General features: G+C 56.7%; 22 protein-coding genes. 15 read left to right on the top strand and 7 right to left on the bottom strand.

All coding sequences use genetic code 11. From position 1 onward, the window contains the following. Positions 1-110 precede the first annotated feature (110 nt). Entirely contained in the window at positions 111-2,984 is a 2,874-nt protein-coding gene (uvrA, locus tag ACTRXA_RS03165) for an excinuclease ABC subunit UvrA (protein WP_442425755.1), read from the bottom strand. Positions 2,985-3,008: 24 nt separating this feature from the next. Next, positions 3,009-4,946 (bottom strand): menaquinone biosynthesis decarboxylase, encoded by a 1,938-nt coding sequence (locus tag ACTRXA_RS03160; RefSeq protein WP_442425754.1) that lies wholly within the window; start codon positions 4,944-4,946, stop codon positions 3,009-3,011. A gap of 43 nt (positions 4,947-4,989) precedes the next feature. Between ACTRXA_RS03160 and ACTRXA_RS03155 the strand changes: the two genes are divergently transcribed. From ACTRXA_RS03155 to ACTRXA_RS03140, 4 genes are all read left to right on the top strand, one after another. Next, entirely contained in the window at positions 4,990-5,919 is a 930-nt protein-coding gene (locus tag ACTRXA_RS03155; protein ID WP_442425753.1) for an ABC transporter permease, read from the top strand. Then, the gene (locus tag ACTRXA_RS03150; protein WP_442425752.1) at positions 5,919-6,755 is read left to right on the top strand and encodes an ABC transporter permease; all 837 of its coding nucleotides are present in this window, start codon (positions 5,919-5,921) and stop codon (positions 6,753-6,755) included. The genes ACTRXA_RS03155 and ACTRXA_RS03150 overlap by 1 nt, the downstream gene beginning before the upstream one ends. Before the next feature lie 214 nt (positions 6,756-6,969). Next, the gene (locus tag ACTRXA_RS03145) at positions 6,970-7,275 is read left to right on the top strand and encodes a hypothetical protein (RefSeq protein ID WP_442425751.1); all 306 of its coding nucleotides are present in this window, start codon (positions 6,970-6,972) and stop codon (positions 7,273-7,275) included. Between the two features lie 26 nt (positions 7,276-7,301). Beyond that, the gene (locus ACTRXA_RS03140; protein WP_442425750.1) at positions 7,302-8,216 is read left to right on the top strand and encodes a DUF1566 domain-containing protein; all 915 of its coding nucleotides are present in this window, start codon (positions 7,302-7,304) and stop codon (positions 8,214-8,216) included. A 57-nt stretch (positions 8,217-8,273) separates the two neighbouring features. Here ACTRXA_RS03140 and ACTRXA_RS03135 read toward each other — a convergent pair whose 3' ends face one another. From ACTRXA_RS03135 to ACTRXA_RS03125, 3 genes are all read right to left on the bottom strand, one after another. Then, entirely contained in the window at positions 8,274-8,567 is a 294-nt protein-coding gene (locus ACTRXA_RS03135) for a hypothetical protein (protein WP_442425749.1), read from the bottom strand. 9 nt (positions 8,568-8,576) lie between these two features. Continuing rightward, entirely contained in the window at positions 8,577-9,524 is a 948-nt protein-coding gene (locus tag ACTRXA_RS03130; protein WP_442425748.1) for a DnaJ C-terminal domain-containing protein, read from the bottom strand. Between the two features lie 68 nt (positions 9,525-9,592). Continuing rightward, on the bottom strand, positions 9,593-10,351 hold the full coding sequence (locus ACTRXA_RS03125; protein ID WP_442425747.1) for a hypothetical protein: 759 nt from the start codon (positions 10,349-10,351) through the stop codon (positions 9,593-9,595). A gap of 79 nt (positions 10,352-10,430) precedes the next feature. Between ACTRXA_RS03125 and ACTRXA_RS03120 the strand changes: the two genes are divergently transcribed. Beyond that, positions 10,431-10,976 (top strand): Slp family lipoprotein, encoded by a 546-nt coding sequence (locus ACTRXA_RS03120; RefSeq protein WP_442425746.1) that lies wholly within the window; start codon positions 10,431-10,433, stop codon positions 10,974-10,976. Continuing rightward, positions 10,970-11,479 carry a Slp family lipoprotein gene (locus ACTRXA_RS03115; RefSeq protein WP_442425745.1) on the top strand — a complete coding sequence of 170 codons (510 nt, stop codon included), beginning with the start codon at positions 10,970-10,972 and terminating at the stop codon, positions 11,477-11,479. The genes ACTRXA_RS03120 and ACTRXA_RS03115 overlap by 7 nt, the downstream gene beginning before the upstream one ends. 7 nt (positions 11,480-11,486) lie before the next feature. On the opposite strand, the gene ACTRXA_RS03110 is transcribed toward ACTRXA_RS03115, so the two are convergent. Then, positions 11,487-12,275 carry a biotin--[acetyl-CoA-carboxylase] ligase gene (locus ACTRXA_RS03110; protein WP_442425744.1) on the bottom strand — a complete coding sequence of 263 codons (789 nt, stop codon included), beginning with the start codon at positions 12,273-12,275 and terminating at the stop codon, positions 11,487-11,489. 77 nt (positions 12,276-12,352) lie between these two features. On the opposite strand from ACTRXA_RS03110, the gene ACTRXA_RS03105 reads away from it, so the two are divergent. The 4 genes from ACTRXA_RS03105 (at position 12,353) to ACTRXA_RS03090 (ending at position 15,283) form a co-directional block, all read left to right on the top strand. Further along, positions 12,353-12,862, top strand: a complete 510-nt coding sequence (locus tag ACTRXA_RS03105; protein WP_442425743.1) for a DUF2062 domain-containing protein — start codon at positions 12,353-12,355, stop codon at positions 12,860-12,862. Positions 12,863-13,436: 574 nt separating this feature from the next. Next, on the top strand, positions 13,437-13,772 hold the full coding sequence (locus ACTRXA_RS03100) for a hypothetical protein (protein WP_442425742.1): 336 nt from the start codon (positions 13,437-13,439) through the stop codon (positions 13,770-13,772). Between the two features lie 29 nt (positions 13,773-13,801). Further along, complete coding sequence (locus ACTRXA_RS03095) at positions 13,802-15,004, top strand: radical SAM protein (protein WP_442425741.1); 1,203 nt, start codon at positions 13,802-13,804, stop codon at positions 15,002-15,004. A gap of 84 nt (positions 15,005-15,088) precedes the next feature. Next, entirely contained in the window at positions 15,089-15,283 is a 195-nt protein-coding gene (locus tag ACTRXA_RS03090) for a hypothetical protein (RefSeq protein WP_442425740.1), read from the top strand. A gap of 36 nt (positions 15,284-15,319) precedes the next feature. Here ACTRXA_RS03090 and ACTRXA_RS03085 read toward each other — a convergent pair whose 3' ends face one another. Further along, the gene (locus ACTRXA_RS03085; protein ID WP_442425739.1) at positions 15,320-15,721 is read right to left on the bottom strand and encodes a hypothetical protein; all 402 of its coding nucleotides are present in this window, start codon (positions 15,719-15,721) and stop codon (positions 15,320-15,322) included. A gap of 401 nt (positions 15,722-16,122) precedes the next feature. On the opposite strand from ACTRXA_RS03085, the gene hemB reads away from it, so the two are divergent. The 5 genes from hemB to ACTRXA_RS03060 all read left to right on the top strand — a co-directional run bounded on the left by hemB (position 16,123) and on the right by ACTRXA_RS03060 (position 22,410). Next, complete coding sequence (hemB, locus tag ACTRXA_RS03080; RefSeq protein ID WP_442425738.1) at positions 16,123-17,097, top strand: porphobilinogen synthase; 975 nt, start codon at positions 16,123-16,125, stop codon at positions 17,095-17,097. Between the two features lie 142 nt (positions 17,098-17,239). Beyond that, positions 17,240-17,890 carry a helix-turn-helix domain-containing protein gene (locus ACTRXA_RS03075; RefSeq protein ID WP_442425737.1) on the top strand — a complete coding sequence of 217 codons (651 nt, stop codon included), beginning with the start codon at positions 17,240-17,242 and terminating at the stop codon, positions 17,888-17,890. A 4-nt stretch (positions 17,891-17,894) separates the two neighbouring features. Next, a complete protein-coding gene (locus ACTRXA_RS03070) occupies positions 17,895-18,788 on the top strand; it encodes a hypothetical protein (protein ID WP_442425736.1) in 894 nt (297 codons plus the stop codon). Positions 18,789-18,806: 18 nt separating this feature from the next. Beyond that, positions 18,807-20,870 carry a transglycosylase domain-containing protein gene (locus ACTRXA_RS03065; RefSeq protein WP_442425735.1) on the top strand — a complete coding sequence of 688 codons (2,064 nt, stop codon included), beginning with the start codon at positions 18,807-18,809 and terminating at the stop codon, positions 20,868-20,870. Next, entirely contained in the window at positions 20,851-22,410 is a 1,560-nt protein-coding gene (locus ACTRXA_RS03060; protein ID WP_442425734.1) for an SPOR domain-containing protein, read from the top strand. Before ACTRXA_RS03065 ends, ACTRXA_RS03060 begins: the two co-directional genes overlap by 20 nt. Positions 22,411-22,420 lie beyond the last annotated feature (10 nt).

The following is a 22,420-nucleotide window of genomic DNA, read 5'->3' as shown; positions in this document are numbered from 1 at the left end:
TTCCACGGCTCAAAATGAAACCACCCATATTGTACGTGGAACCGTGATGATGTGGGAAAAGAAAGAAAGCTTTGCCGATTTATTATCGGAAAATCACTGATTGCGGAGGGTTACATTTTCGCCGCTTTTTTGCGCGAGGTGCGGGCGGGAGGCTTCAAAACGTTTGATAAATAAAGGCCCGTGTACGACTTGGGGTTGGCGGCCACTTCCTCCGGCGTGCCCGTCGCCACCACCTCGCCACCACGGTCGCCGCCTTCCGGGCCGAGGTCGATGATGTGATCGGCGGTTTTGATGACGTCGAGGTTGTGCTCGATGATGATCACAGTGTTCCCCGCATCGACCAGCTTCGCGAGAACGTGCATGAGGTGACCGATGTCATGGAAGTGCAGGCCGGTGGTCGGTTCGTCGAGGATGTACAGGGTCTGACCGGTGCTGCGCTTGCTGAGTTCCTTCGACAGTTTCACCCGTTGCGCCTCGCCGCCGGAGAGGGTGGTGGCGGGCTGGCCGAGGTGGATGTAGTCCAGCCCCACGTCGGTGATGGTTTGCAGTTTGGTGCGGACGGACGGGATGTTCTGGAAGAACTCGAGCGCCTCTTCCGCGGTCATCTCCAGGACTTCCGAGATGTTCTTGCCCTTGTACTGGATTTCCAGCGTCTCGCGGTTGAAGCGCTTGCCCTGGCACACTTCGCAGGTGACGAAGATGTCCGGCAGGAAATGCATCTCGACCTTGATGATGCCGTCGCCCTGGCAGGCTTCACAGCGGCCGCCCTTGACGTTGAAGCTGAACCGGCCCGGCTTGTAGCCTCGCACGCGCGCTTCCGGCACTTCGCTGAACAGGTCGCGGATCAGGGTGAACAGGCCGGTGTAGGTGGCGGGATTCGACCGCGGGGTGCGTCCGATCGGCGACTGGTCGATGTCGATGACCTTGTCGAGGTACTGGACGCCCTTGATCTTTTCGAACGTCCCGGGTTTGTCGTTGGCTTTCCAGAAATGCTGGGCCAGTGCCTTGTACAGGATATCGATCACAAGCGTGCTCTTGCCGGAACCGGAGACGCCGGTGACGCAGGTGAGCGCACCCAGTGGCACTGTGATGTCGATTCCCTTCAGGTTGTTGTGGCGTGCGCCGGTGATTTCGAGAGCATGACCGTTGCCCTTGCGGCGTTTGGCCGGGACGGGAATCTCGCGCTTGCCGGAAAGGTACAGGCCGGTCAACGATTTCGTATCTTTAACCAGTTCCTGCGGCGGGCCGGCGAAAATCACCTCGCCGCCGTGGATGCCTGCCCCGGGACCCAGGTCCACCACGTAATCCGCGTCGCGGATGGTGTTCTCGTCGTGTTCGACCACGATCACCGTGTTGCCGAGGTCGCGCAGGGTGGTGAGGGTTTTCAACAGGCGGTCGTTGTCGCGCTGGTGCAGGCCGATGCTCGGTTCATCGAGCACGTAGAGCACCCCCATGAGGCTGGAGCCGATCTGCGTCGCCAGCCGGATGCGCTGGCTCTCGCCGCCGGACAGGGTCGCCGAGGTGCGGTTGAGGGTCAGGTAATCGAGACCGACGTCCACCAGGAACTGCAACCGCTCCCTGATCTCCTTCACGATACGGCGGGCGATGGAGAATTCCTGCTCGGTGAAGGTGAGTTTTTCGAAGTACTCGCTCAACTGGCCTATGGAGAGTGAAGTGAGTTCGATGATGTTCTGTCCGCCGACCCTCACCGACACCGCCTCTTTTTTGAGACGCGTGCCACTGCAGGTGGGGCAGGGCAGGGCCCGCATGTACTGCGCGATCTCGTCGCGCGTCGAGTTGGATTCGGTTTCGTGGTAACGCCGGTCGAGTTCGGGAATCACGCCGTCAAACGTGCCCGTGTAGGATTTCCGCCGCCCGTCCTTTTCGTAATAGTATTTGACCGGATCTTCGGTGCCGTGAAGGAGCACCTCCTGCGTGATTTTGGGCAGGTCCTGAAACGGGGTGCTGAGTTTGAATTTGAACTGCGACGCCAGCGAGTCCAGCATCTGGAAGAAATACACCGTGGTTTTTTTCTGCCACGGATGGATCGCGCCCTGACGGATGGACAGGGTCTTGTCGGGGACGACGAGGTCGGGGTCGATCACCATGCGGTTGCCCAGGCCGTCGCACTCCGGGCACGCGCCCGTCGGGTTGTTGAACGAGAACAGGCGCGGCTCCAGTTCCGGGTAACTGATGCCGCAGTAACTGCATGCGAACTTTTCACTGAACAGCAGTTCTTCCGCCGCGTGGTTGTTCTTCTTGTCTTCGAGGAGAGAGACCACCAGCGACCCGTCTCCCTGGCCCAGCGCCATTTCCACCGAGTCCGCAAGCCGTTTGCCCATGTTGGCCTTGATCACCAGCCGGTCTACCACCGCCTCGATGGTGTGCTTGAATTTTTTGTTGAGGGTGATGTCGTCTTCCAGCGATTTCACTTCGCCGTCGATGCGCGCCCGCACGAAGCCTTTCTTGCGCAGTTCGAGGATTTCCTTCTTGAACTCGCCCTTGCGGCCCTGCACCACGGGCGCGAGGATCATGAGCTTGCGTCCTTCTGGAATAGCCTGCACCTGGTCAACGATCTGCTGGACAGTCTGCGATGCGATCTCCCGGCCGCATCCGTAGCAGAACACGTGGCCGATGCGGGCGTAGAGCAGACGCAGGTAATCGTAGATTTCAGTGACGGTCCCGACGGTGGAGCGCGGGTTCCTGCTCGACGTCTTCTGCTCGATGGAGATGGCCGGGGACAGGCCTTCGATGTAATCGACGTCCGGCTTTTCCATCAACTCCAGAAACTGCCTGGCGTAGGCGGAAAGGGACTCGACGTAACGGCGCTGGCCTTCGGCATAGATGGTGTCGAAAGCGAGCGACGATTTTCCCGAACCGCTCAGGCCCGTGATCACCACCAGCTTTTCACGTGGAAGTGTGAGGTGGATGTTCTTCAGGTTGTGCTCGCGGGCGCCTTTGATGGTGATGTTTTCGAGTGCCATGATGCGTGGGGTGTTTCTCTGGATTCAGGGTTGCCTGGATTGCGGGAACATGCGTTCCCATTTTTCATCGACGCGTTTTTTGATATCGTCGGACATGTGAATCTCCTCCGGCCAGTCCTGCGTGTAACCTTCCTCCGGCAGTTTTTGGGTGACGTCGATGCCGATGCGTCCGCCAACCTCCTGGATGTCACGGCGCGGGTCGAGGTTGTTGAACAGTTTCCACAACACGGCCGAAGTGTTGTCGAGATCGACGTGCGCTTCCAGTGCCACGATGACGCCTGCTCCAGAGAGGTCATCGTCTTCCAGGCACGCGCGGAGAAAATCGCGGCCCTGGTGCGGTCGGGTTTTGTCCAGCGCCACCAGCACCACCGGGCGGCGCACGATCGGGTCGCACACCCGCACCGATTTGGCTTCCGCGAATTTGTTTTTGATTCGTTCGCCCAACTGCGGGTCTGGCGTTACGGGCTCGCCTTTTGGCGGATTCGATGGCGGTTCGCCTTCGATCGGCCGGGTGGCGTCGATGCCCAGCTTGGAACCGTAAAGGGCGTGATCCGAGGCGTGATTGAGCACGTCGAGGATGCCTTCGGAAAAAAACAGGTCGCGGTTGAAGTCGATGTCGTTGAGCAACAACTCCAGCACCGCCTGTTCGTCCTGCACATCGACATCGCGGTCCACCACGACGATGGTTTTGACGAAGCTCATCTGCCCCGCGCCCCACAGCGTGCTCATCAATCGCCGCGCCTGCATGGGATAGCGTTTGTCCATAGAGACAATGACGCAATTGTGAAACACGCCCTCGAGCGGCATGTTCATGTCCACCAGCTCCGGCAACTGCGTGCGCAACAGCGGCAGGAAAATGCGTTCCGTCGCTTTGCCGAGATAAAAATCCTCCTGTGGCGGGATGCCGACGATGGTGGTGAGATAGATCGGGTTGCGGCGATGCGTCACGGCGGTGACATGGAACACGGGATAGTCCCCGTCTTGCGAGTAGTAACCCGTGTGGTCGCCGAAAGGACCTTCACGCCGCATCTCTTTGGGATCGATGAAACCTTCCAGCACGATCTCCGCGTTGGCTGGAACTTCCAGGTTCACCGTCTTGCATTTGACCAGGGGCACGGCTTTTTTGCGGATGAACCCGGCCAGCAGGAATTCATCGATTCCGTAGGGCAGGGGGGCTGAGGCGGCGTAGCAGGAAACCGGGTCCGCGCCCAGCGCCACCGCCACTTCCATGACCTTGCCCTTCCTTTTGAATTCGTGAAAAAAATGTGCGCCGTCCTTGTGGATGTGCCAGTGCATGGCCGTGGTTTTTTTGTCGAACACCTGCATGCGGTAGAGACCGACGTTGCGGATCTTGCGATCGACACTTCGGTTGATGACGATGGGATAGGTGATGAACCGCCCTGCATCGTGCGGCCAGCACTGGATGATCGGGATTTCTTCGAGATTGACCTGGTCGCCGGTTTTCACCACTTCCTGGCAGGGCGCGCTGGATACCATCTTCGGCGGAAACTGCGATGCCTCGAAAAGCATGGGAAGCATCCTGGCCTTGTCGAGGAGCGTCTCCGGTGGAGCCATGTGCAGGTACTGGTCGATGTCGCGCGCGATCTTGTCGAGCTTCGTCACACCCAGCGCGGCCTGGATGCGGCTCCAACTGCCGAATGCGTTGATGAGCACCGGCATGGAAGCACCTTCGACATTTTCGAATAATAGGGCCTTGCCGCCGCCGTCCTGCTTGGAGACGCGGTCGGTGATCTCGGCGATTTCGAGGATGGGCGAGACCTTCTCGCGGATGCGCACCAGTTCGCCTGCGCCTTCGAGGTGTTTGACAAATTCGCTGAGGGAGTCGAAAATCATCGGGTTGCCGTGGGCGACGGGTTTTTGGAAACGGTTGGACTGGAACCGCAAAAATGCGAAGACTCCATTATAGCTCACTTCACCCCCGCAGGTGGGGACGGATTGCATTTCCCTGCAGGGCCTTGCTGGAAGCGGGGGAGGCCGGGGTGTCATGCTGATCTATTTCCTGAAACGGCTCCTGCAGGGGGTGCCGGTATTGATCGTGGTGGCGACCATCACTTTCCTCATCATGCACGCCGTGCCCGGCGGGCCGTTCGATCGCGACAAAAAACTCCCTCCCGAAATCCTCGCCAACATCGAAGCCAAGTACCATCTCGACAAACCTGTGTGGCAGCAGTACCTCCTTTACATGGGGCAACTGGTGCAGGGGGAGATGGGTCCGTCGTACAAGTACATCGGGCGCGACGTCACGGACATCATCAGGGACACGTTTCCCGTGTCGCTCACCCTCGGTCTTCTGGCGGTGCTGGTGACCCTGGGGCTGGGCGTGCCCGCCGGGGTGATTTCCGCGGCGCGTGAGAACACGTTGATCGATCGCTCCTGCATTTTCATTGCCACCCTGGGTATATCGGTTCCCAGTTTTGTGCTGGGCACGTTCCTGATTCTGATTTTCTCGCACATGCTTCACTGGCTGCCGCCCGCCCTGTGGGAGGGGCCGCGTCACATGCTGATGCCCGCGTTGGCTCTGGGTGCGGGGTTCGCGGGTTACATCGCCCGGCTCACCCGCACCACGGTGCTCGATGTGCTGTCGCAGGATTATATCCGCACCGCCCGTGCCAAGGGATTGAAAGAGTCCACCATCCTCATCAAGCATGCCCTTCTCAATTCCCTGACGCCGATCGTGTCGGTGATGGGACCCCTCACCGCCGGGCTGGTGACGGGATCGTTCGTCATCGAATTCATCTTTTCCATTCCCGGGATGGGAAATTACTTCATCACCGCCGTCACCAACCGCGACTATCCATTGATCATGGGCGTGACGCTGGTGTACTCGGTGCTGATCGTACTGGCCAACATCGCCGTCGACCTGCTGTATGTGAAGCTCGATCCCCGCGTTAAGTTGAGTGGAGAGAGGACCTGATGCGCGCCATGTGGAACCGGTTTTCCCTGCCCGCGAAACTGAGTGCCTGCTTCATCGCTGCCATTGCACTGGCGGCGCTGTTCGCACCATGGCTGACACCGTTTTCGTTTGAGGAGCAGGACACGATGAACGCGCTGGCCGCTCCCGATACCACGCACTGGATGGGCACCGACCGCCTGGGGCGCGATCTGTTTTCGCGCATGCTGTATGGAGCGCGTGTGTCTCTGTTTCTCGGCGTCGGCACCACGCTGATTGCACTGGTCATCGGCACCGTGTATGGGGCCATTTCCGGTTACATCGGCGGACGCATCGACAATTTCCTGATGCGGGTGGTGGATGTGATCTTTGCGCTTCCCGACCTTTTGTTGATTATCCTGATCATGGTGGTGCTGGGGCGCGGCCTGACCAGTATTTTCCTGGCCCTCACCATGGTGAGCTGGGTGACGGTGGCCAGGCTGGTTCGGGGCGAGGTGCTGCGCATCAAGGAGTTCACGTTTGTCGAGGCGGCGCGCGCACTGGGGGCGGGGCACCGGCGTATTCTGTTCTCCGAAATCGTGCCCAACCTGTGGGGCGTTTTGATCGTTACATTGACCTTTCGTATCCCCGTGGCGATCCTCGCCGAATCGACGTTGAGTTTCATCGGGTTGGGCATCGCGCCGCCGTTCAGCAGCTGGGGGACACTGGCCAACGATGGCTGGACAGCGATCAAGTTTTATCCGCACCTCATTGTGTTTCCCTCGCTGGCCATTTTCCTGACCATTCTTGCCTTCAATTTTTTAGGGGAGGGGTTGCGGGATTATTTCGATCCTCGGAAATCCTCTCTAGAATTAAATTGAGACCGTGTGGGATTAGGGGTTTTCATTCGATTCATAGAGATTTAAAATAAATATAAGGTATTGAATAAAATTAAATTAGGAATGGAGGGAGCCATCGTTTTCACGCGATTAGAAATGAGGTTGTTTCATGTTGACATCCCACTGAAGTTGATTAAAATACGCAACTCAAGCTGAAACGGCTTGAGTTGGGTTGTATTGAGGACGGTGACACTTTATGTCTCGAATTAAAGCCGACCTGATTTGCGAAATCATTCGCAAATCTCAAACCAATTATCTTGAAAAGCAAGGTTGGTCGGATCCTGGTAAGCCAGAAATCAGCGAGCAATTCGTTCTCGAATGGGTGAGGAATCACGCCAAGCAATACCGCGAGTATTACGTGGCGCAGTTGCAGATGTATTCCACCACGCGTCTGGGTGAAATTTTAAAAGCCCTGACGGAAAGCGGAAAGGATCTCACCGATGTCATTCACCGTGCGCCGCAGTTTGCGGATAAACCCAATTCGGGACCGGTACCCAGATAATTAAGCGAAACGCTCCGACTTGATCGATGGCCGACACGAATCCGCAGAACGAAGAGAAGCAATCCGCCGAAGCTAAACCGACCGCTTCGGAATCCACTCCCAAACCGGCATCTCCATCCCCGAAACCGGAAGGTGGGGAGGGTGCGTCCGAGAAACCCGCTCCGGCTGCTGGTGCCAAGCCCGCAGCCTCCGCCGGAGCGAAACCGGGTGGAACCGGGGCCAAGCCCGCTCCCGCCGCAGGGGCGAAACCCGCGGCTGCCAAACCCGCCGCCAAACCCAAGGTAGAAAAGAAGCCGCTCATCGATAACGGCGACGGCACCATCACCGATCCCAACAGCGGATTGATGTGGAAGAAGACCGACGCGTGGATCGACAGTAAAAAATTCTACACCTGGCCGCAGGCTCCCGAGTACGTCGACAAGGTCAACAAGGAAAAGTTCGCGGGCCATGACGACTGGCGCATTCCCAGCAAGGCGGAAGCCGCGACGCTGGTGGACAAGACCAAGAAGCACATGGACAAGAACGGAACCGAGTATCCCTTCGACCCGATTTTTGAAATCGGCTGTGCAGCGGTCACGTGGATCACCGAATGTTCCGATGAAAAAGTGATCCGTTTCGATTACAAGATCGGCAGCGAGTTCACCTATCCCCCGTGTGAGCTCTGGTCATCCATCCGCGTGGTGCGGAATGCGGAGGGTTACGAAGACGTACCCAAACCGGGAGCCGCTCCTGCGGCGAAACCCGCGCCGAAACCCGGTGCGCCGGCGGCAGGAGCCAAACCGGCGGCCCCGGCGGCAGGTGCGGCCAAGCCCGCGGCACCTGCAGGAGACAAACCGGCAACGCCCGCACCCAAACCCGATGCTCCGGCCGGTGAAAAGGCAGCACCCCCTGCGGCCGACAAGCCCAAACCGGCCGAAGGTCAATCCACTCCTACCGCTTAAAGATACGCTTCCGTTTCTCGAATTGCAGGACCCTCCCGCTTCCCAGCGGAGCTTCCTTTATCTTTCCCTCATCCAGTTTTTAAGAATCTTTGCCGATTCGGCGGGATGCTGATCGACGAAAGCATCCACCACTTTTCGGATGGCTTCGCGTTCCGTCATGCCTGCCCTGGCCATCATGGTTTCGTCCGGTGAGCGGGTTCGGGGGAGTGCAGGAGGACGCGTTGCATTCGCGGCCTTACGTTTTCTGACCGTGCGGCGCGGGGTTTGCGCTCTGTCCTCTGGAAAAAGCAGATAGGCCAGGCCGACGGCACAGAGAATGATGATCAGCAGGAAGAGGAAAGGAAGGCTCATTTCCCCGCCTCAGGCCGCGGGTTGGGCGACGTGGAACTTGACGATGAAGTCACCCCGTTTTTTGCTGGTACGCTCGCGGCTTCCCACTCCGGGAATGCGGTATTCTTCGCCGGTCAGGGTGCCGTCTTCCACCATGATGGTTTCCTTCCCATCCAGTGTTTCGACTTCCAGGGGACCGCCATTTTCCGCGAGTTCGGCGGGGATGGTGATGTCTGCGTAGACATCCGACTGCACACGGCGAAACCGGGGATGCGGCTGGATGCATACCTTGAGCAACAGGTCACCCGGCGGGCCGCCGTTTCTGCCGCATGCGCCTTCACCTTGCAAGCGCAGGGTGTACTGATCGGCAATCCCTCCCGGCACGCCCACATTCACCGAAACCGGCTCGACGATGCGTTGGATCCCCTCGCAAACCGGGCAGGCGTCCTGGTCGGTATTCAATCCACTGCCGTTGCATTCCGGGCAGGTGACGTATTTTTCGTAATGAAAGGGGAGGGTTCCGCCCAGTGCTGCAGTGATGAAGGGAACATCCAGCATGAACTGAAGGTCGAATCCCTGAGTGGGCATGTCCGGGTCGAACTGCGGTTCTTCATCAAAATCCGGTCGTGGCCCGGCATCACGGAAATCCTCACGGGGACCCTGCCGGGTATATTGCCGGGCGTAGTCGTACGCACCCTGCCACGGGTTTCCTCCCTGGTAAGAGCGGCCGCTTCCCCGCGGTGCCCCGGTGCCCTGCGAACGCATCTGGTCATATTGTTTGCGTTTTTTGGAGTCGCTCAGGGTGGTGTAGGCTTCGGAAATCAGTTTGAAGGTTTCTTCCGATTTGGAACTGCCCTGGTTGATATCCGGATGATGTTTCTTGGCGAGGTCCCGGTAGGCTTTTTTGATCTCTTTCATCTTCGCCGCCTTGGTGACGCCGAGGATTTTATAATAGTCTTTGGATGCGGAGACGGGCATGGCCGGGATTCCCTTTTATAGCAGCCTGTGAATACTGTGGTTCATTCTATCCCCATGCGTGAGGCAGTTCAACCCGCGGGCCGCCATCGGGGAAGTGCCTTTTCCGAAAGGGAGGAGGCCTCCTGTTCCTTTCCGGAGGAAAGCGTTTCGATGATTCGATCTCTCAATTCCCGGCTGCGAAACGGGTAGAACTGGTCCCGGAGGACGAGGGTGTATACGGCGGCGCCCCCGTGCCGCCGATCCGGCTGGGGGAACATGCGGATTTTTTCCGAACCGACTTTTGCAAGTTCCGAAAACTGGGCGGGACTCCACGTTTCCTGGATCAGGAGTCCTGCAAAATGGACCCGGTTTTCCTTCACCGTCAAGTATCCCACGTCAATGAAGGAAGGCATCATTCCCAATCCCACCCCGGAATGGGGGCGTTGGCCGATCAACATGGCCAGAATCCCCGGTTGGCGGCTTCTTGCAGGAAGTTGTTTTGTGCGGTTGATGTAAAGCCGGATCAGCCAGTGCGAGTAGTCAAACCAACGGAAGGAAACTGAAAAACTGAACAGGGCGTTGAAGGCCATCAGAAAATAATTTGGGAAGATGACATAGTAAACCATCAAAGCCATGGATACCGCGAGTGCCAGGCTGAGAGACAGGTTCATGAGCACCCCTGTCCAGTAAACCGCAAGCAGCTTGCGTCCGGAGCGTGGCTGGTGTTTCCACAGGTAGTGTTTGCGGAAAATGAGGTAGCACGTTCCCGCGCCCAAGGTGGCCGAAAGGGTTGGAAGCGGAAAAATGAACATCAAGAGAATGTACAGTACAAAGAAGAATTCGATCATGATTTTCTATTGTAACGCAGGCCCGGGCAGGGTTGTATAATGAAAGCGGAGGGGGCTTTTTTCGAAAGAAGGTGATGTGATGTTTCGATGGAAAAGCCTGCTTGCCGGGCTGGTTCTGGCCGGGGTGGCGTTCGGATGCGCTCATCCGATATCCGGCTCCCTGCGCGAACAGACGAACATGGATTTCAGCATGCAGCGTATCATGCAGAGGCCTGAACATTTTACCGGGGAAAAGGTGGTGCTGGGAGGCATCATTGTCCAGACCCGCATTTACAAAGGGTGGTCGGAGGTCGAAATCATTGAGGTGCCTTTGACTTGGACGGGACGGCTGGACGACCGGGATGAGTCCTCCGGCCGGGTCATCCTGCGATATGAAGGATTTCTGGAGCCGGAGATCTACAGCAAGGACCGGGAGATTACCGTTGGAGGCACCGTGACCGGTTCCAAGACCGGTACCATAGACAATGCAGAATACAAGTACGTCGTCGTGAGCGTTGAAGAACTGCGTCTATGGGAGAAAAATGAATACGTTTATTACGGCTATCCCTACTATGGTTATTGGGGATATTGGGGGCCGTATTATTCGCCCGCCTGGTACTATCGTCGGGGTCCTTACTGGTGGTGACAGACATAAAATCTAAAACGGTGGGACTTCTGTGTATCTGGGTGCTGGGAATGGGGGGGTGTGCCGGAGTCATCTCTTCCGACCTGGTAAAGGCAAGCAGGCCACAGGCCCCATTCACGGAAATCCGCAGCACGCCCCAGGATCATCTGGGCCGCAATGTGGTTCTGGGGGGCAGCATCATAAATGTCAAGAAAGAGGGGACAGTGACCGTGGTGGAAGTGCTTCAAAGGCCTTTGGGGTACCATCTGCAGCCTGAGATGGGGGATAAAACCGGGGGCCGGTTTCTGGCCAGGATCGAGTCAATCGATAAAAAAACCAAGCTGGAACCGAAACGGGAAATCACGGTAGCGGGCAAGGTGGCGGACGAAACGACGCGTCCACTGGATTTTACCACTTACACCTATCCGGTGATCCATGTCGAGGAATACCACCTGTGGCCGAAATGGAAGCAGCCCAGGCCGCCAAGGGTTGATTTTTATGGCGGTATTTCAGGGGCCCTGTAGGGACCAATTATTGGCAGAGTGTCACTTCGCCGCTTTCAAACGCGACTTCCTCCCCGGAGTCGAGGTGCACCACCAGGCGTCCGCAATCGTCCAGATCCATAGCAATACCGGAGTGAGTCTGGTTGCCATGACGGAGGAGGATGGGGGTTCCCAGCATGCGCGTGTTTTGCCGCCAGTGGGATAAAACGATTCCTACATTATCTTCAAGTAAAATCTGATAGTAGCTGTGTAAATTTTTAATAATATTGATTAAAAGCTCAAAGCGGGCTGGGTGGGTGCCGGCCTCTATCAATAATGATGTTGCGAGGCGGGCGATGTCTTCCGGGAATTCCTCCTGGCTGACATTGAGGCCGATGCCAATGACCACCCCGGGATGCGAGCCATCCACCACTTGCTCTGACAGGATGCCGCCCAGCTTGCGGTTATTCAGCAGAATGTCGTTGGGCCATTTGAGGGTGGCGTTCTGGGAGTCAATCTGGTTGAGGGCCTCCACCACGGCCACAGCCGCCATGAGGGTCAGGTGGGGAATCTCGTCCTGGTCGAGTGTGGGCTTCAGGATGAGTGAAAAGTAGAGCCCCGTGTCCGGCTCGGAATACCAGCTACGGCCGAGACGCCCCTTGCCTTTGGTTTGCGAGTCCGCGAGAACGACAGTGCCCTCTTCGGCACCCTGCAACAGCAAATTTTTCGCGAGATCGTTGGTGGAATCCACCTGATCATAAGCTATAATTTTCCCGGCCCAGGGAAGGGTTTGCAATTGATTTTGAATCGCATCCAGTTCTTCCTGTGAGTAAGGCATTGCAGATTTTCCCAGAATGAGGGGTTCAATGACCACCGGGTGGCACGTTCCACCCTTTTTTATATTCCAAAAGAACTATGGAATCCATTAAAAGAGCCTGCAAATATTTTTACTATCGGTTCATCCGGTTGCAGGCGAGCCCCGAAAAGCTGGCATGGGGGATGGCGTTGGGCCTGTTCATCAGCACAACGCCCACGTTTGGGTTCCAGATGGCTCTGGGTTTCGTGACAGCCGCGTTCTTCCGGGTCAGCAAGCTGTGCGCCCTGATCGGGGTGCAGGTCACCAACGCCCTCACAGCTCCTTTCGTCTATGCAGGCACCTATTACCTGGGGGCGGTGATTCTGGACCGCCCGTTCAAACAGGAATACCTGGAAAACCTGTCCTGGGGCAGTTTGTGGGAGATGGGACCGGATGTGTTTGCTTCGCTTTGGGTGGGGGGAGTGATTGTAGGGGTTATTCTGGCTGTCATCGGATATTTTGTCGTTCTCGGCATCGATACCAAGGCCCATTTGCAGATTGTGAGGGCCCGCAGGCAGCTGGACAGGATGAAACGAAAAAATCCTCCAATCTTTGAAAAAATTGATTGAATTGTTATCAAAATATTGATACAAACCTATTTCTAAATTGCATCTCAGGCATGCAAGCCAGCAAGTCTTTATTGAGGAGAACATTAATGAGAAAACTGGTGATTTTCTTGATGTTGAGCGTGTTCGCCGTCGCGGCGTCCGGGTGTGAAAATGCCCAGGGACCCTGTCCGCATGGTATTTGTAAGCAATCTTATTATGAGGATAAGGAAGCTCCTCCCAAAGAGTAATTTCGACCCAGTTTACCAGGCCGAACTGGCCTCCCTCCTGGTAGCCGGATAGATATAAGGTGGTACGAATATCCAGGCAGTTTTGCTCCCTGACCCGATTATGGCTGATTGGACTTTGAAGGCCCAAAGTCTGGGGTAGGACTGCCTTTCTTTCTTCCTTTTCCAATCCCGGTGAATTCGTCCATTCGACTCCATGCCCAAGGTGCGCCCGTTTCACTGATTTTTTGACACGGAAAGCAGTCCGTTTGGTAGAATAAACCACTTTCAAGGGTTATTTTTATCCTTGGCGGTCTGGGGACCGTTGGACCCGATATTAGCCAAACTGCAAAAGCTGAGTTGAAGAGGATATGGATCAAGATCCCGTTACCGTAGAAGAAGTGAGAGAGGTCCAGGAGCTGTTCAAGGCAGGGTATCAGTACCACCGGGAGCAGAAGTACAAGGAAGCGATCGCTGAATTCAAAAAAGCCGCTTCCATTCGTCCCATTGACGAAGAACACTTGAATGAACTGGCCAAGCGCCTGAAAGCCATGTCGGTGAAGCTGGTTCAGGAAAGCCTCGCCTACATGGGGTGTGCGACCAATCATTTAAAAATGATGGTGGATCAACTGGACCCGGATGAGCGGGAAGCCGTTCCTTTGGATGAAACGCTGAAAGAACAGTTCGAAAAATGGGATGAAGAATAACCCTCTTCCTTTTTAAAGGGAAGTTGGTTATGGACCAGCAAATCTTGAACGATGTCCTTCGCCAGGAGATCCGGGAGGGTAAGATCCCTCTCAGTCTGGGCAAAACCTGCCCGGTCGAGTGCACTTTCTGCTACGAAAAAGATCACAGCTACCGCCCCACCATCGATGTGCCCCGCACCACGGAGCAACAGTGGCAGAATATCCTTGAAGAAATTAAAAGGATCCCGACACGCCCGGGCCATTCCTGGCTTCTGGGTGGCAATGAATACATGGAATGGACGGACATCTTCCTGCATCCGCGGGTGATGGACTGGCTGGAAGAGTTTCTGGACACGACCGATAAAAGCGTCACGTTTTTTACGGTGGGTTTCGTCCAACCGGAACGCATCCATCGACTGGCCGAGCGTTATCCCGGCCGCATCAGTTTCGAATTGTCGGTCATCACCCTGGGCGAGTACCGTAAAAAGCTTCTGCCGCACGGCCCCACCGTGCGTCAGCTCATGAAAATTCTGGACGGGCCTGCCGTCACCTCCGCCAACTTTTATTCCTTCGGACCCCACACCATGTCCGAAGACGCGAAGACCATTTCCCGCATCAACCCAGACTGCCTGTTGTGGATGGGATGCCTGACGCCGCTAAAGTACATCGACCGGGAAACGTCTGACCTCATGCGTCAAGGGCGACGCTACCTGGCGGAAGAAAGCCGCAAAATCTATTATGCGGACCTTCCCAACACGCAAATGCTCCACACCGAGCCTTATATATCCACCTTTCTTGCGCGCAATAAAATTCTCAAAACCTTCGACGCCTGCGAAGTGGAGAAAAACGACCATGTGGTTGTTTCCGGGTGCGTGTACCGCATTCTCCAAACGTTTCGCCGGCACAGGGCGCGTTTCCTGTATGTGCCGAACGACACCCTGGGAGGCGACTCGGACTGCTCGACCCTGCTCACGTTCAGCGATATTGCCAAACGGTTGACCCACGAGACCCGGGTTTATATTCCCAAGGTAATCATGGAGCATCCCTCGCGCGGGGAAAGGGACATCTCCGGCGTCACGTTCGACGAATTCAAAAGCTGGTTTCCACGAACCCGGTTCCGGATTCTGCACAAGGTCAACACGCAGGTGTCCAACAAGAAACTGTACGAAAAGGGGTATCTGAAAAACTATGTCGAGGATTACCTGGGTAATCCTTTACATAAAAAGCTGGAGGCGGTTCCGCTTCCAAACTGAAGTTTGTTGGGGCCCAATGGGGGCATTGGGTAAACAGGGAGGCTTCCCGTTTCTTGCGGGAAGTGGTTACAGGGGGAATGAAAGATGGAGTATCTGCTGAAAGTGGTTTTTGTCGACAACAGTGAACTGGTGCTGGAAGACACGCAAAAGCATTTTGTCAGTGATGACCTGGAAGTGCTGGAAATCACCACCACCCACGAGGTGCTGATCGTGCCCATGCGCCAGATCAAGTATGTATCCTGCGACGCGACGATATTTAAAGAAGCGGTGCGGGGTTGAAGGGACTGCGCTCCGGAATCCGGAGCGGAGCCTTCATTACATTTTAAGGCGGATTTTTTTCAGCCAGCTTTTCTCATCGAAGCGGTGCATGGCGTATTCCAGGTAACGGAGTTCCGTGTCCGTCAGTCGGCGTCCGTCCACCTGCGGCTGTGCAGGCGGGGTGGTGGCCTCGCCGTGATTCGGGGCCGGCTTTTCCCCCACGCCTTCCATGCTTCCCGGAAACCGGCCGGCGGCCGATCCCGGAGGACTGGAGTGGATGTATTCGTCCAGTTCCTCCAGGCTCAAAAACAGATTGAAGACCGACGACTCGTTGATGTATCCCTTGCCGCCGATTTCTTTCAGAATGCCGCGGATTTCCTCGGAATTGACGATGGCGTTCATGATGGCCTGATTGAAACGCTCGTATACCTCGTCCAGATAAGAATCCTCGGTGTCCATAAAACGACCCCTCCTTCCTTTGCCCGATTGGCAGTCGGGTATTGCAATGTGATTGGCTGCCTTTCCAAAAGCAAGAGCTGTGCCACTCGGGCCTGTGATCGGGCAAAGTCTTTCAGGACCTTTTTTTGAAAGAGGTTATGGGGGTGTTCTGATTTGGGCCTGAGTTTGGGCAAAGCGTTGGGTGTCAAACAATCCCTCGGACAACGGCAAAATTGTCGGCCTCCCCCGGTAAATTTTGACAGGAACATGAGACCCCCTGCATGCACGGGCTGCATCCGGCGGGTACTCTCGAAGGAGCTTCATCTTACATGGGAGATTATTGACTAATTGGGGGATAATGATAAGATCGTCTGCTTTTAAGGACCGTTCTGTAACTGTTTTTATTTCAGGTTTCATCTGGCATGCCATTTCCCATTCACAGACCCCGCCGGCTTCGCAAATCCGCTGCCATCCAGCGTATGGTACGCGAAACCGTGCTGACGCCGGACGACCTCATCCTGCCGTTGTTTGTGTGCGAGGGCAAAGGCGTGCGCACGCCCATCGGGTCCATGCCGGGCATCGACCGCCTGTCGATCGACCTGCTGGGGCAGGAAGTGAAGGAAGCGCATTCCCTGGGCATTCCGGCGGTCATCCTGTTTGGCATACCGGACCACAAGGACGCCAAGGGCACGGAGGCATACAATCCTGACGGCGTGGTCCAGCGCGCCATCCGCGAAATCAAATCCAAAGTGCCGGAGATGGTGGTCGTCACCGACGTGTGCATCGACGAGTACACCGATCACGGCCATTGCGGACTGGTGGAAGGGGACGAGGTGATCAACGATCCCACCCTGGAGTTGCTGGCCCGCATGTCTCTCACGCACGCCGACTGCGGCGCGGACATTGTGGCCCCGTCCGACATGATGGACGGGCGAGTGCAGGCCATCAGGAAGGCGTTGGACGAAAACAGCCACCAGAGCACGCTCATCATGTCGTATGCCGCCAAATACGCGTCGGCGTTTTACGGACCGTTCCGCGAGGCGGCGGATTCCGCGCCCCAGTTCGGCGACCGGCGGTCGTACCAGATGGACCCCGGCAACAGCGACGAAGCCCTGCGCGAAGTGGAGCAGGATATCGAGGAAGGTGCGGACATCCTGATGGTCAAACCCGCATTGCCCTATCTGGACATCATCCGCCGCGTACGCGACACCTTTCCCGTACCCCTTGCTGCGTACAATGTGAGCGGTGAGTATTCCATGCTGATGGCCGCCGCCGAAAAAGGGTGGGTCGATGGCGACCGGGTGATGATCGAGGTTCTGCTCAGCATCAAGCGTGCGGGCGCCCAGATGATCCTGACGTACTCCGCCCTGCCTGCCGCCCGTCTCCTGAACGGTTGAATTTCCCCTTTTTCCCCTGCAGCCCTGTCACGGTTCCGGTCATCGGGAGGGTATGGGCTCCATTCCCTTAATTATCTGTTTTGATAAAACTTAGCGCAAAATATATAATGGGAGAGTGGGGCTGGAGAAAGGAGTTTTTATTATGTCCATTCTGGCGCAAAACATGCGGACCATCCGCAAGGAACTGAAGTGCACGCAATCCGCGATGGCGGACATTCTGAAGGTGGGTTTTCGCACCTATGTCCGTTATGAAGCGGGAGAGCGCGATGCCCCGGTTTCCATCCTTGTGAAAATGGCGAGGCTCGGAAACGTTTCCCTTGAGCAGTTGCTGACGCAGAAAGTGGACCGGTTCAACATCACCCCGGTCGACCTGGAAACGTTCAACATGAATCCGCCGGTGGTCAAATCGGCAAACTTCCGCACCGGTCACATCGTGTTCAAAAAGCCCGCGCGCGAAACCCTGCTCACCATTGATGAGTCGGAGAAGAAAGTGCTTTCCCTGTTCCGCAAGATGTCCACGGATGAGCAGAACCGGTGCCTGAAAAACATCGAGAGTCAGTTTAAACCGTCTGCCGCATCCACCAAGGCGGTGCGAACGGATGTGGTCAAGGCTCTTCCGGAAGCCCAGCTCCTGGCGGACGAGCCGCAGTCGATGGTGAAAAAACCGCGTCTCAACCGCCCACGAAAGCGAGGTCGTCCGGGGCGCACCCGCGAGGACAAGAAACTCCTGCGGGAAAAGATAGACCGTCTGAAAAAGATCACCAAATCCGCTCCCAAAATCACCGTGAGATGACCGTTTGAAAAATACGGGAATCAGGGAAAACCTCAACGTCGGCCTGTTTTTCTCTATTCTGGTGGTGCTGTGTTTCCTGGAAATCACCACCCACCTTTTTGAGAAAGCCGTTGGCTATTATTTGAAATGGGAAAACCACACGCGTCCCCAGCTCGGCAGGATATGGGAGCGTGACCGGGAAAACCTCGCCGCGCAGAAAAAAATCGAATCTCTCCTGTCCAGTTTGAATCTTCAGGAACGGTCTGCGGAATCGATCCAGTCGCTCAAGGAGTTGTTCGAAAAGCTGTCACCCTCCAGCCCGCAGGTGGTGTCGCGCCGCAAGTTCGTGCAGTTGTATTATGACTTTCCGGGGCAGTGGGCAAAGAACCTGATCCCGTCGTACGACCTCATCGAGATCGACGCGGATAAAAACTGGCAGAGGGTTCTGCTCACCCAGTTCGGTCCGTGGATCACCGTGAGCTTCATCGACAACCAGAACTACCCCATCCGCGAGGTTTTTCTTTCCTCCGACCAGTTGGTGGAAATCCAGAGCACACGCACCGTCCAGCGCGGTCAACTGGAGGACCTTGGCTTCCGTAGTGAGACCATCTTTACGCTGGCGGAGTTCCTTAAAATCTTCAAGACACTGGACCCGGCCACGCAAAAGGCGCTGTTTCCGGATCCGCAGTGGTTCCTGCGGCACAACTACCACATCCTGCGTGTGGGCCTGCAGGAAAATCCGGACTCGATGGGCGGCAGCGGATCGCCCATGTTCGGAATCGAGTACGAAACCGAATTTTTCACCGATGTGTTGCTGACTCCCATTCCCGGCGAAATCGCCAACAACCTGCTGTCCCAGTTTGAAAGGCCGGGCGCCGAGGGCGCCGTGGATCCTGAAACGTTCATGCAGGGTTTTTAAATCATTCGAGGCACCGTCTTGTTCCGACGCGCTCTGGAAAAAACCGTATTCGTGCTGTACACCCTGCTCGTGCTGTTCGTGTGCGTGGCCGCCGGGGTTTACTGGAACCTGCGCGACGACCTGCCACAGTTGCCGGACAGCCTGGAGAAAATCAACCTCAGCCTGCCTACCGAAATCTATTCGGCCGACGGGGAGATCATCAAAGTCCTCGGCCAGCGCCACCCGGTGAACCTGGAAAACATCTCACCCCTTTTTCTGAAAGCCATCATCGCCGTCGAGGACTCGCGGTTTTACCAGCACAGCGGACTCGATCACATCGGCCTCGCCCGCGCTCTTTACGTGAACCTGCAACGCCGCGCCATCGTGCAGGGTGGCAGCACGCTCACCCAGCAGCTGGCGAAGAACCTGTTCTTTTCGTTCGAGCGCGACTGGGTGCGCAAGGTCAAGGAACTGCTGGTCGCGCTGCAGATGGAGACCACTTTCACTAAAGATGAAATCCTGGAAGCCTACTGCAACCAGGTGTACTTCGGCAGTGGGGCCTACGGCGTGGAGGAGGCGGCGCAGGAGTACTTCGCCAAACGCGCGCAGGACCTCAACCTCCTGCAGGCGGCCATGCTCGCGGGTCTGCCCAATTCGCCCAACAACGCCAACCCGTTCATCAATCCCGAACGTGCCATGCGCCGCACGCAGGCGGTGCTGGCCCGCATGGAACGGGAAGGATACATCAGCCGCACCGACCGCGAACAGGCCCTGCAAATGGACCTCGGCCTCGTCAATCCGCGCATCGAATCGAACCCCAACCAGTACTTTGTGCGGTTTGTCATCGATAAACTGGCGGAAGATTACGGCAAGGAATTTGTGCATTATGGCGGGCTCAAAATCTACACCACGCTTGATACCCGCTTTCAGCAACTGGCGCACCGCTCCGTGGAAACGCACCTCAAATACCTGGAGAAGCGGGAACTGAAAACCGGCCTGAAGGACCCGCTGCAGGCCGCTTTGGTGATGCTCGACAACCGCACCGGTGCCATCCGCGCCCTGTTGGGGGGGCGCAATTATTCGGAGAGCCAGTTCAACCGTGCCGTGTCCAACAACCGCATGCCCGGCTCCGCCTTCAAACCCATCGTGTACATGGCGGCGTTTGAGAAGCTGGGTTACCACCCGGCGACGGTGGTGGAGGACGAACCCACCCGGTTCCCCATTCCCGGAAGCGAACCGTGGGAACCCAGTAACTTCGGCAACAAGTACATGGGCCCGGTCATCCTCAAAAAAGCGTTGATGAATTCGCTCAACACCGTCTCCGCGAAACTGGTGTACAACCTCACCCCGCGCCGGGTCATCCAAACGGCCAGGCAGTTCGGCATCACCAGTCCACTGGGTGACAACCTGTCCCTGGCGCTCGGCACCTCCGGCGTGTCGCCTCTGGAGATGGCCGCGGCTTACAGCGTCATCGCCAACCAGGGGATACTCAATGAACCGTACTTCGTTCAACGTATTGAGGACTTCCGCGGCAACGTGCTGTACCAGCATTTTTTTCACGGCGTGCAGCGGTTCTCGTCGAAAACCGTCTATCCGCTTCTCAACATGATGCAGGGCGTCATGGACGAAGGCACCGGGCGTGTGGTGCGGCAGTTGGGATTCCACCACCCCTCCGGCGGCAAGACCGGCACCACCAACGATTACAAGGACGCGTGGTTCATCGGTTTCACCAAGGAATACGCGGCGAGTGTGTGGGTGGGTTACGACAACAACCAGCCGGTGATCGATAAAAACGGCAACGGGCTGACCGGGTCGCGCGGTGCCGCCCCCATCTGGGCGTACTTCATGGACAAGGCGCTGGAAGGCAAGGGGCGGGTGAACTTTCCCAAGCCGGAAGGCATCCAGTTCCAGAAAGTCGATACGAAGACCGGATACCTGCCGGACCTCATGACGATGGAGAAAATGGAAATCGCGGTTAAGGAAGAGATCAACCTGGAAAAGCCGCTGACGCCGGAGGCCGAGGTGATCCCGCCGGTGCCACCGGACAGGGAGGTGACCACCGTTCCCGCTCCCAGGGAGGACGATGCTCTACCAAAGCTTTAAATACTATTTTGTGCGCCTCGGCGTCTCGTTTTTCCTGATGATGACGGCGGGCTTCGCCGCGCTGTTTTTCATCCACGAAATCGCCCTGTCCGGCCTCACTTTCGACGACCGCCCCATCAAGTGGGGCGTGGTGGTGATTTCCCTTTTCTTCGGTTTTCTGGTGTTCGGCATGTTCGGCGAACACCGCTTCATGAAGGCGCTCGACGGCCTCAAATGGATCGACCTCCAGATGCCGATGAAGGAAGTGGTGCCGAAGTTCGAAGCGCTCATGCGTTTCACCGAATCGTCTTACTTCCTGCCGGGCCACGGCCGCAGGTTGAAAGAAAAGGTTGTCCGTCAGTACGCGCAGTACCTGCTCAGCATTGGAGCGGAAGACCGGCAGGCCCTCAATATTTACCTCAAGGCGTTTCTGCAGGACCCGTCGGAGACGGCGTACCGGGACATGATCGTCTCCGTGCTGACTCAAAAAGGAAACCTCGAGCATGCGGAAATCGATCTCCTGCTTCTCATCCTGACCAAGGAAAGGTACGCGGACCGGGAGATTCTGAACTTCCTCGTTTCCATTTTTCTGCACCAGCAGACGTTCTCCAACAAGTCCGAACCGGTGTTCCTGCAGGCGCTGGAGAAAAATGCGCCGCAGTCGGATGAGATCATTGCTTTCCTCCTGCCCATTCTTTCCCAAAAGGAGCGGAAGGACCCGTATTCGGTGCAGTTTTACCTAAACGCGCTCGATCATGCGCAACCGGACCAGAGAACGGTGCTGGAGGATCTCATCGCCTCCAGCTTCTGCGAGGAACGGTTCCGCGTGGTGGACCCGGTCCTGCACCAGCGGTGCGAAGCGGTGTTCCAGCGGCTGGCCCCCGACCGGCAGACGCAGTTGATGACCGCCGCCAACGAGCGTACAGTTGCCGAGAAATGGAAAAAGGTGAAACTGTTGCGCGGAGAGGATGTCCGCCAGGTCCAGCGAATGAACCGGGAAACCGGAGTGGAGCGTTCCTTCGGTTCGGTCCTGTGGCAGAAACTGGGTGGTGTGACCGCCGCCGGACGTGAGGCCCTGCGGGCGTCGGTATTTAGATTGTTCGACGGCCTCAACTGGCTCGGCGGCCTGCCGCTGAAATACAAACTCAACGCCCTGTTTGTTTTGATCGGGGGTGTGGCCCTGGTCGTGTGGATGGGGCAGGGCGGGGGGCTTTCCGGAGAAACACCGAGGAATGAAGAAACGGCAAAACCGATCGCCGTGCCGCCGACCAATCAGGCCCAAAAGGGCGTTGCAAAAATACATTCCATCCAGGTCGCCGCTGTCAACCGGAAGGCCAACGCCAACGAGATCGTAGGGGCTCTCAAACGCAAGCAGGTGCAGGGCGTTTATGTGGTGAAAACGAAACGGAAATCAAACGGTTACTGGTACAAGGTGCGCATCGGCAAGTTCGGTTCGGTGGACGAGGCGCAAAAATACGCGCAAAACCTCGTCGAACAAAATATAATCAGTAATTACTTCCTGGTCTCGCTGGGGACCGAAAACAAAGCCCCACGCGGTTGAATCGGAATCA

Origin of the sequence: Nitrospina sp. P1_D6 (assembly GCF_052156615.1) — a bacterium.
In the GTDB taxonomy this organism is placed as follows: Bacteria; Nitrospinota; Nitrospinia; order Nitrospinales; family Nitrospinaceae; genus Nitrospina.
Note: the sequence above shows the minus strand (reverse complement) of the source record. Positions and strands in the feature narration are given on the sequence as shown.

What these genes read in the sequence shown, in the direction of transcription:
- uvrA (WP_442425755.1), bottom strand. Translation starts at nt 2,984, where the DNA reads ATGGCACTCGAAAACATCACCATCAAAGGCGCCCGCGAGCACAACCTG.
- ACTRXA_RS03160 (WP_442425754.1), bottom strand. Translation starts at nt 4,946, where the DNA reads ATGCAATCCGTCCCCACCTGCGGGGGTGAAGTGAGCTATAATGGAGTC.
- ACTRXA_RS03155 (WP_442425753.1), top strand. Translation starts at nt 4,990, where the DNA reads ATGCTGATCTATTTCCTGAAACGGCTCCTGCAGGGGGTGCCGGTATTG.
- ACTRXA_RS03150 (WP_442425752.1), top strand. Translation starts at nt 5,919, where the DNA reads ATGCGCGCCATGTGGAACCGGTTTTCCCTGCCCGCGAAACTGAGTGCC.
- ACTRXA_RS03145 (WP_442425751.1), top strand. Translation starts at nt 6,970, where the DNA reads ATGTCTCGAATTAAAGCCGACCTGATTTGCGAAATCATTCGCAAATCT.
- ACTRXA_RS03140 (WP_442425750.1), top strand. Translation starts at nt 7,302, where the DNA reads ATGGCCGACACGAATCCGCAGAACGAAGAGAAGCAATCCGCCGAAGCT.
- ACTRXA_RS03135 (WP_442425749.1), bottom strand. Translation starts at nt 8,567, where the DNA reads ATGAGCCTTCCTTTCCTCTTCCTGCTGATCATCATTCTCTGTGCCGTC.
- ACTRXA_RS03130 (WP_442425748.1), bottom strand. Translation starts at nt 9,524, where the DNA reads ATGCCCGTCTCCGCATCCAAAGACTATTATAAAATCCTCGGCGTCACC.
- ACTRXA_RS03125 (WP_442425747.1), bottom strand. Translation starts at nt 10,351, where the DNA reads ATGATCGAATTCTTCTTTGTACTGTACATTCTCTTGATGTTCATTTTT.
- ACTRXA_RS03120 (WP_442425746.1), top strand. Translation starts at nt 10,431, where the DNA reads ATGTTTCGATGGAAAAGCCTGCTTGCCGGGCTGGTTCTGGCCGGGGTG.
- ACTRXA_RS03110 (WP_442425744.1), bottom strand. Translation starts at nt 12,275, where the DNA reads ATGCCTTACTCACAGGAAGAACTGGATGCGATTCAAAATCAATTGCAA.
- ACTRXA_RS03105 (WP_442425743.1), top strand. Translation starts at nt 12,353, where the DNA reads ATGGAATCCATTAAAAGAGCCTGCAAATATTTTTACTATCGGTTCATC.
- ACTRXA_RS03100 (WP_442425742.1), top strand. Translation starts at nt 13,437, where the DNA reads ATGGATCAAGATCCCGTTACCGTAGAAGAAGTGAGAGAGGTCCAGGAG.
- ACTRXA_RS03095 (WP_442425741.1), top strand. Translation starts at nt 13,802, where the DNA reads ATGGACCAGCAAATCTTGAACGATGTCCTTCGCCAGGAGATCCGGGAG.
- ACTRXA_RS03090 (WP_442425740.1), top strand. Translation starts at nt 15,089, where the DNA reads ATGGAGTATCTGCTGAAAGTGGTTTTTGTCGACAACAGTGAACTGGTG.
- ACTRXA_RS03085 (WP_442425739.1), bottom strand. Translation starts at nt 15,721, where the DNA reads ATGGACACCGAGGATTCTTATCTGGACGAGGTATACGAGCGTTTCAAT.
- hemB (WP_442425738.1), top strand. Translation starts at nt 16,123, where the DNA reads ATGCCATTTCCCATTCACAGACCCCGCCGGCTTCGCAAATCCGCTGCC.
- ACTRXA_RS03075 (WP_442425737.1), top strand. Translation starts at nt 17,240, where the DNA reads ATGTCCATTCTGGCGCAAAACATGCGGACCATCCGCAAGGAACTGAAG.
- ACTRXA_RS03060 (WP_442425734.1), top strand. Translation starts at nt 20,851, where the DNA reads ATGCTCTACCAAAGCTTTAAATACTATTTTGTGCGCCTCGGCGTCTCG.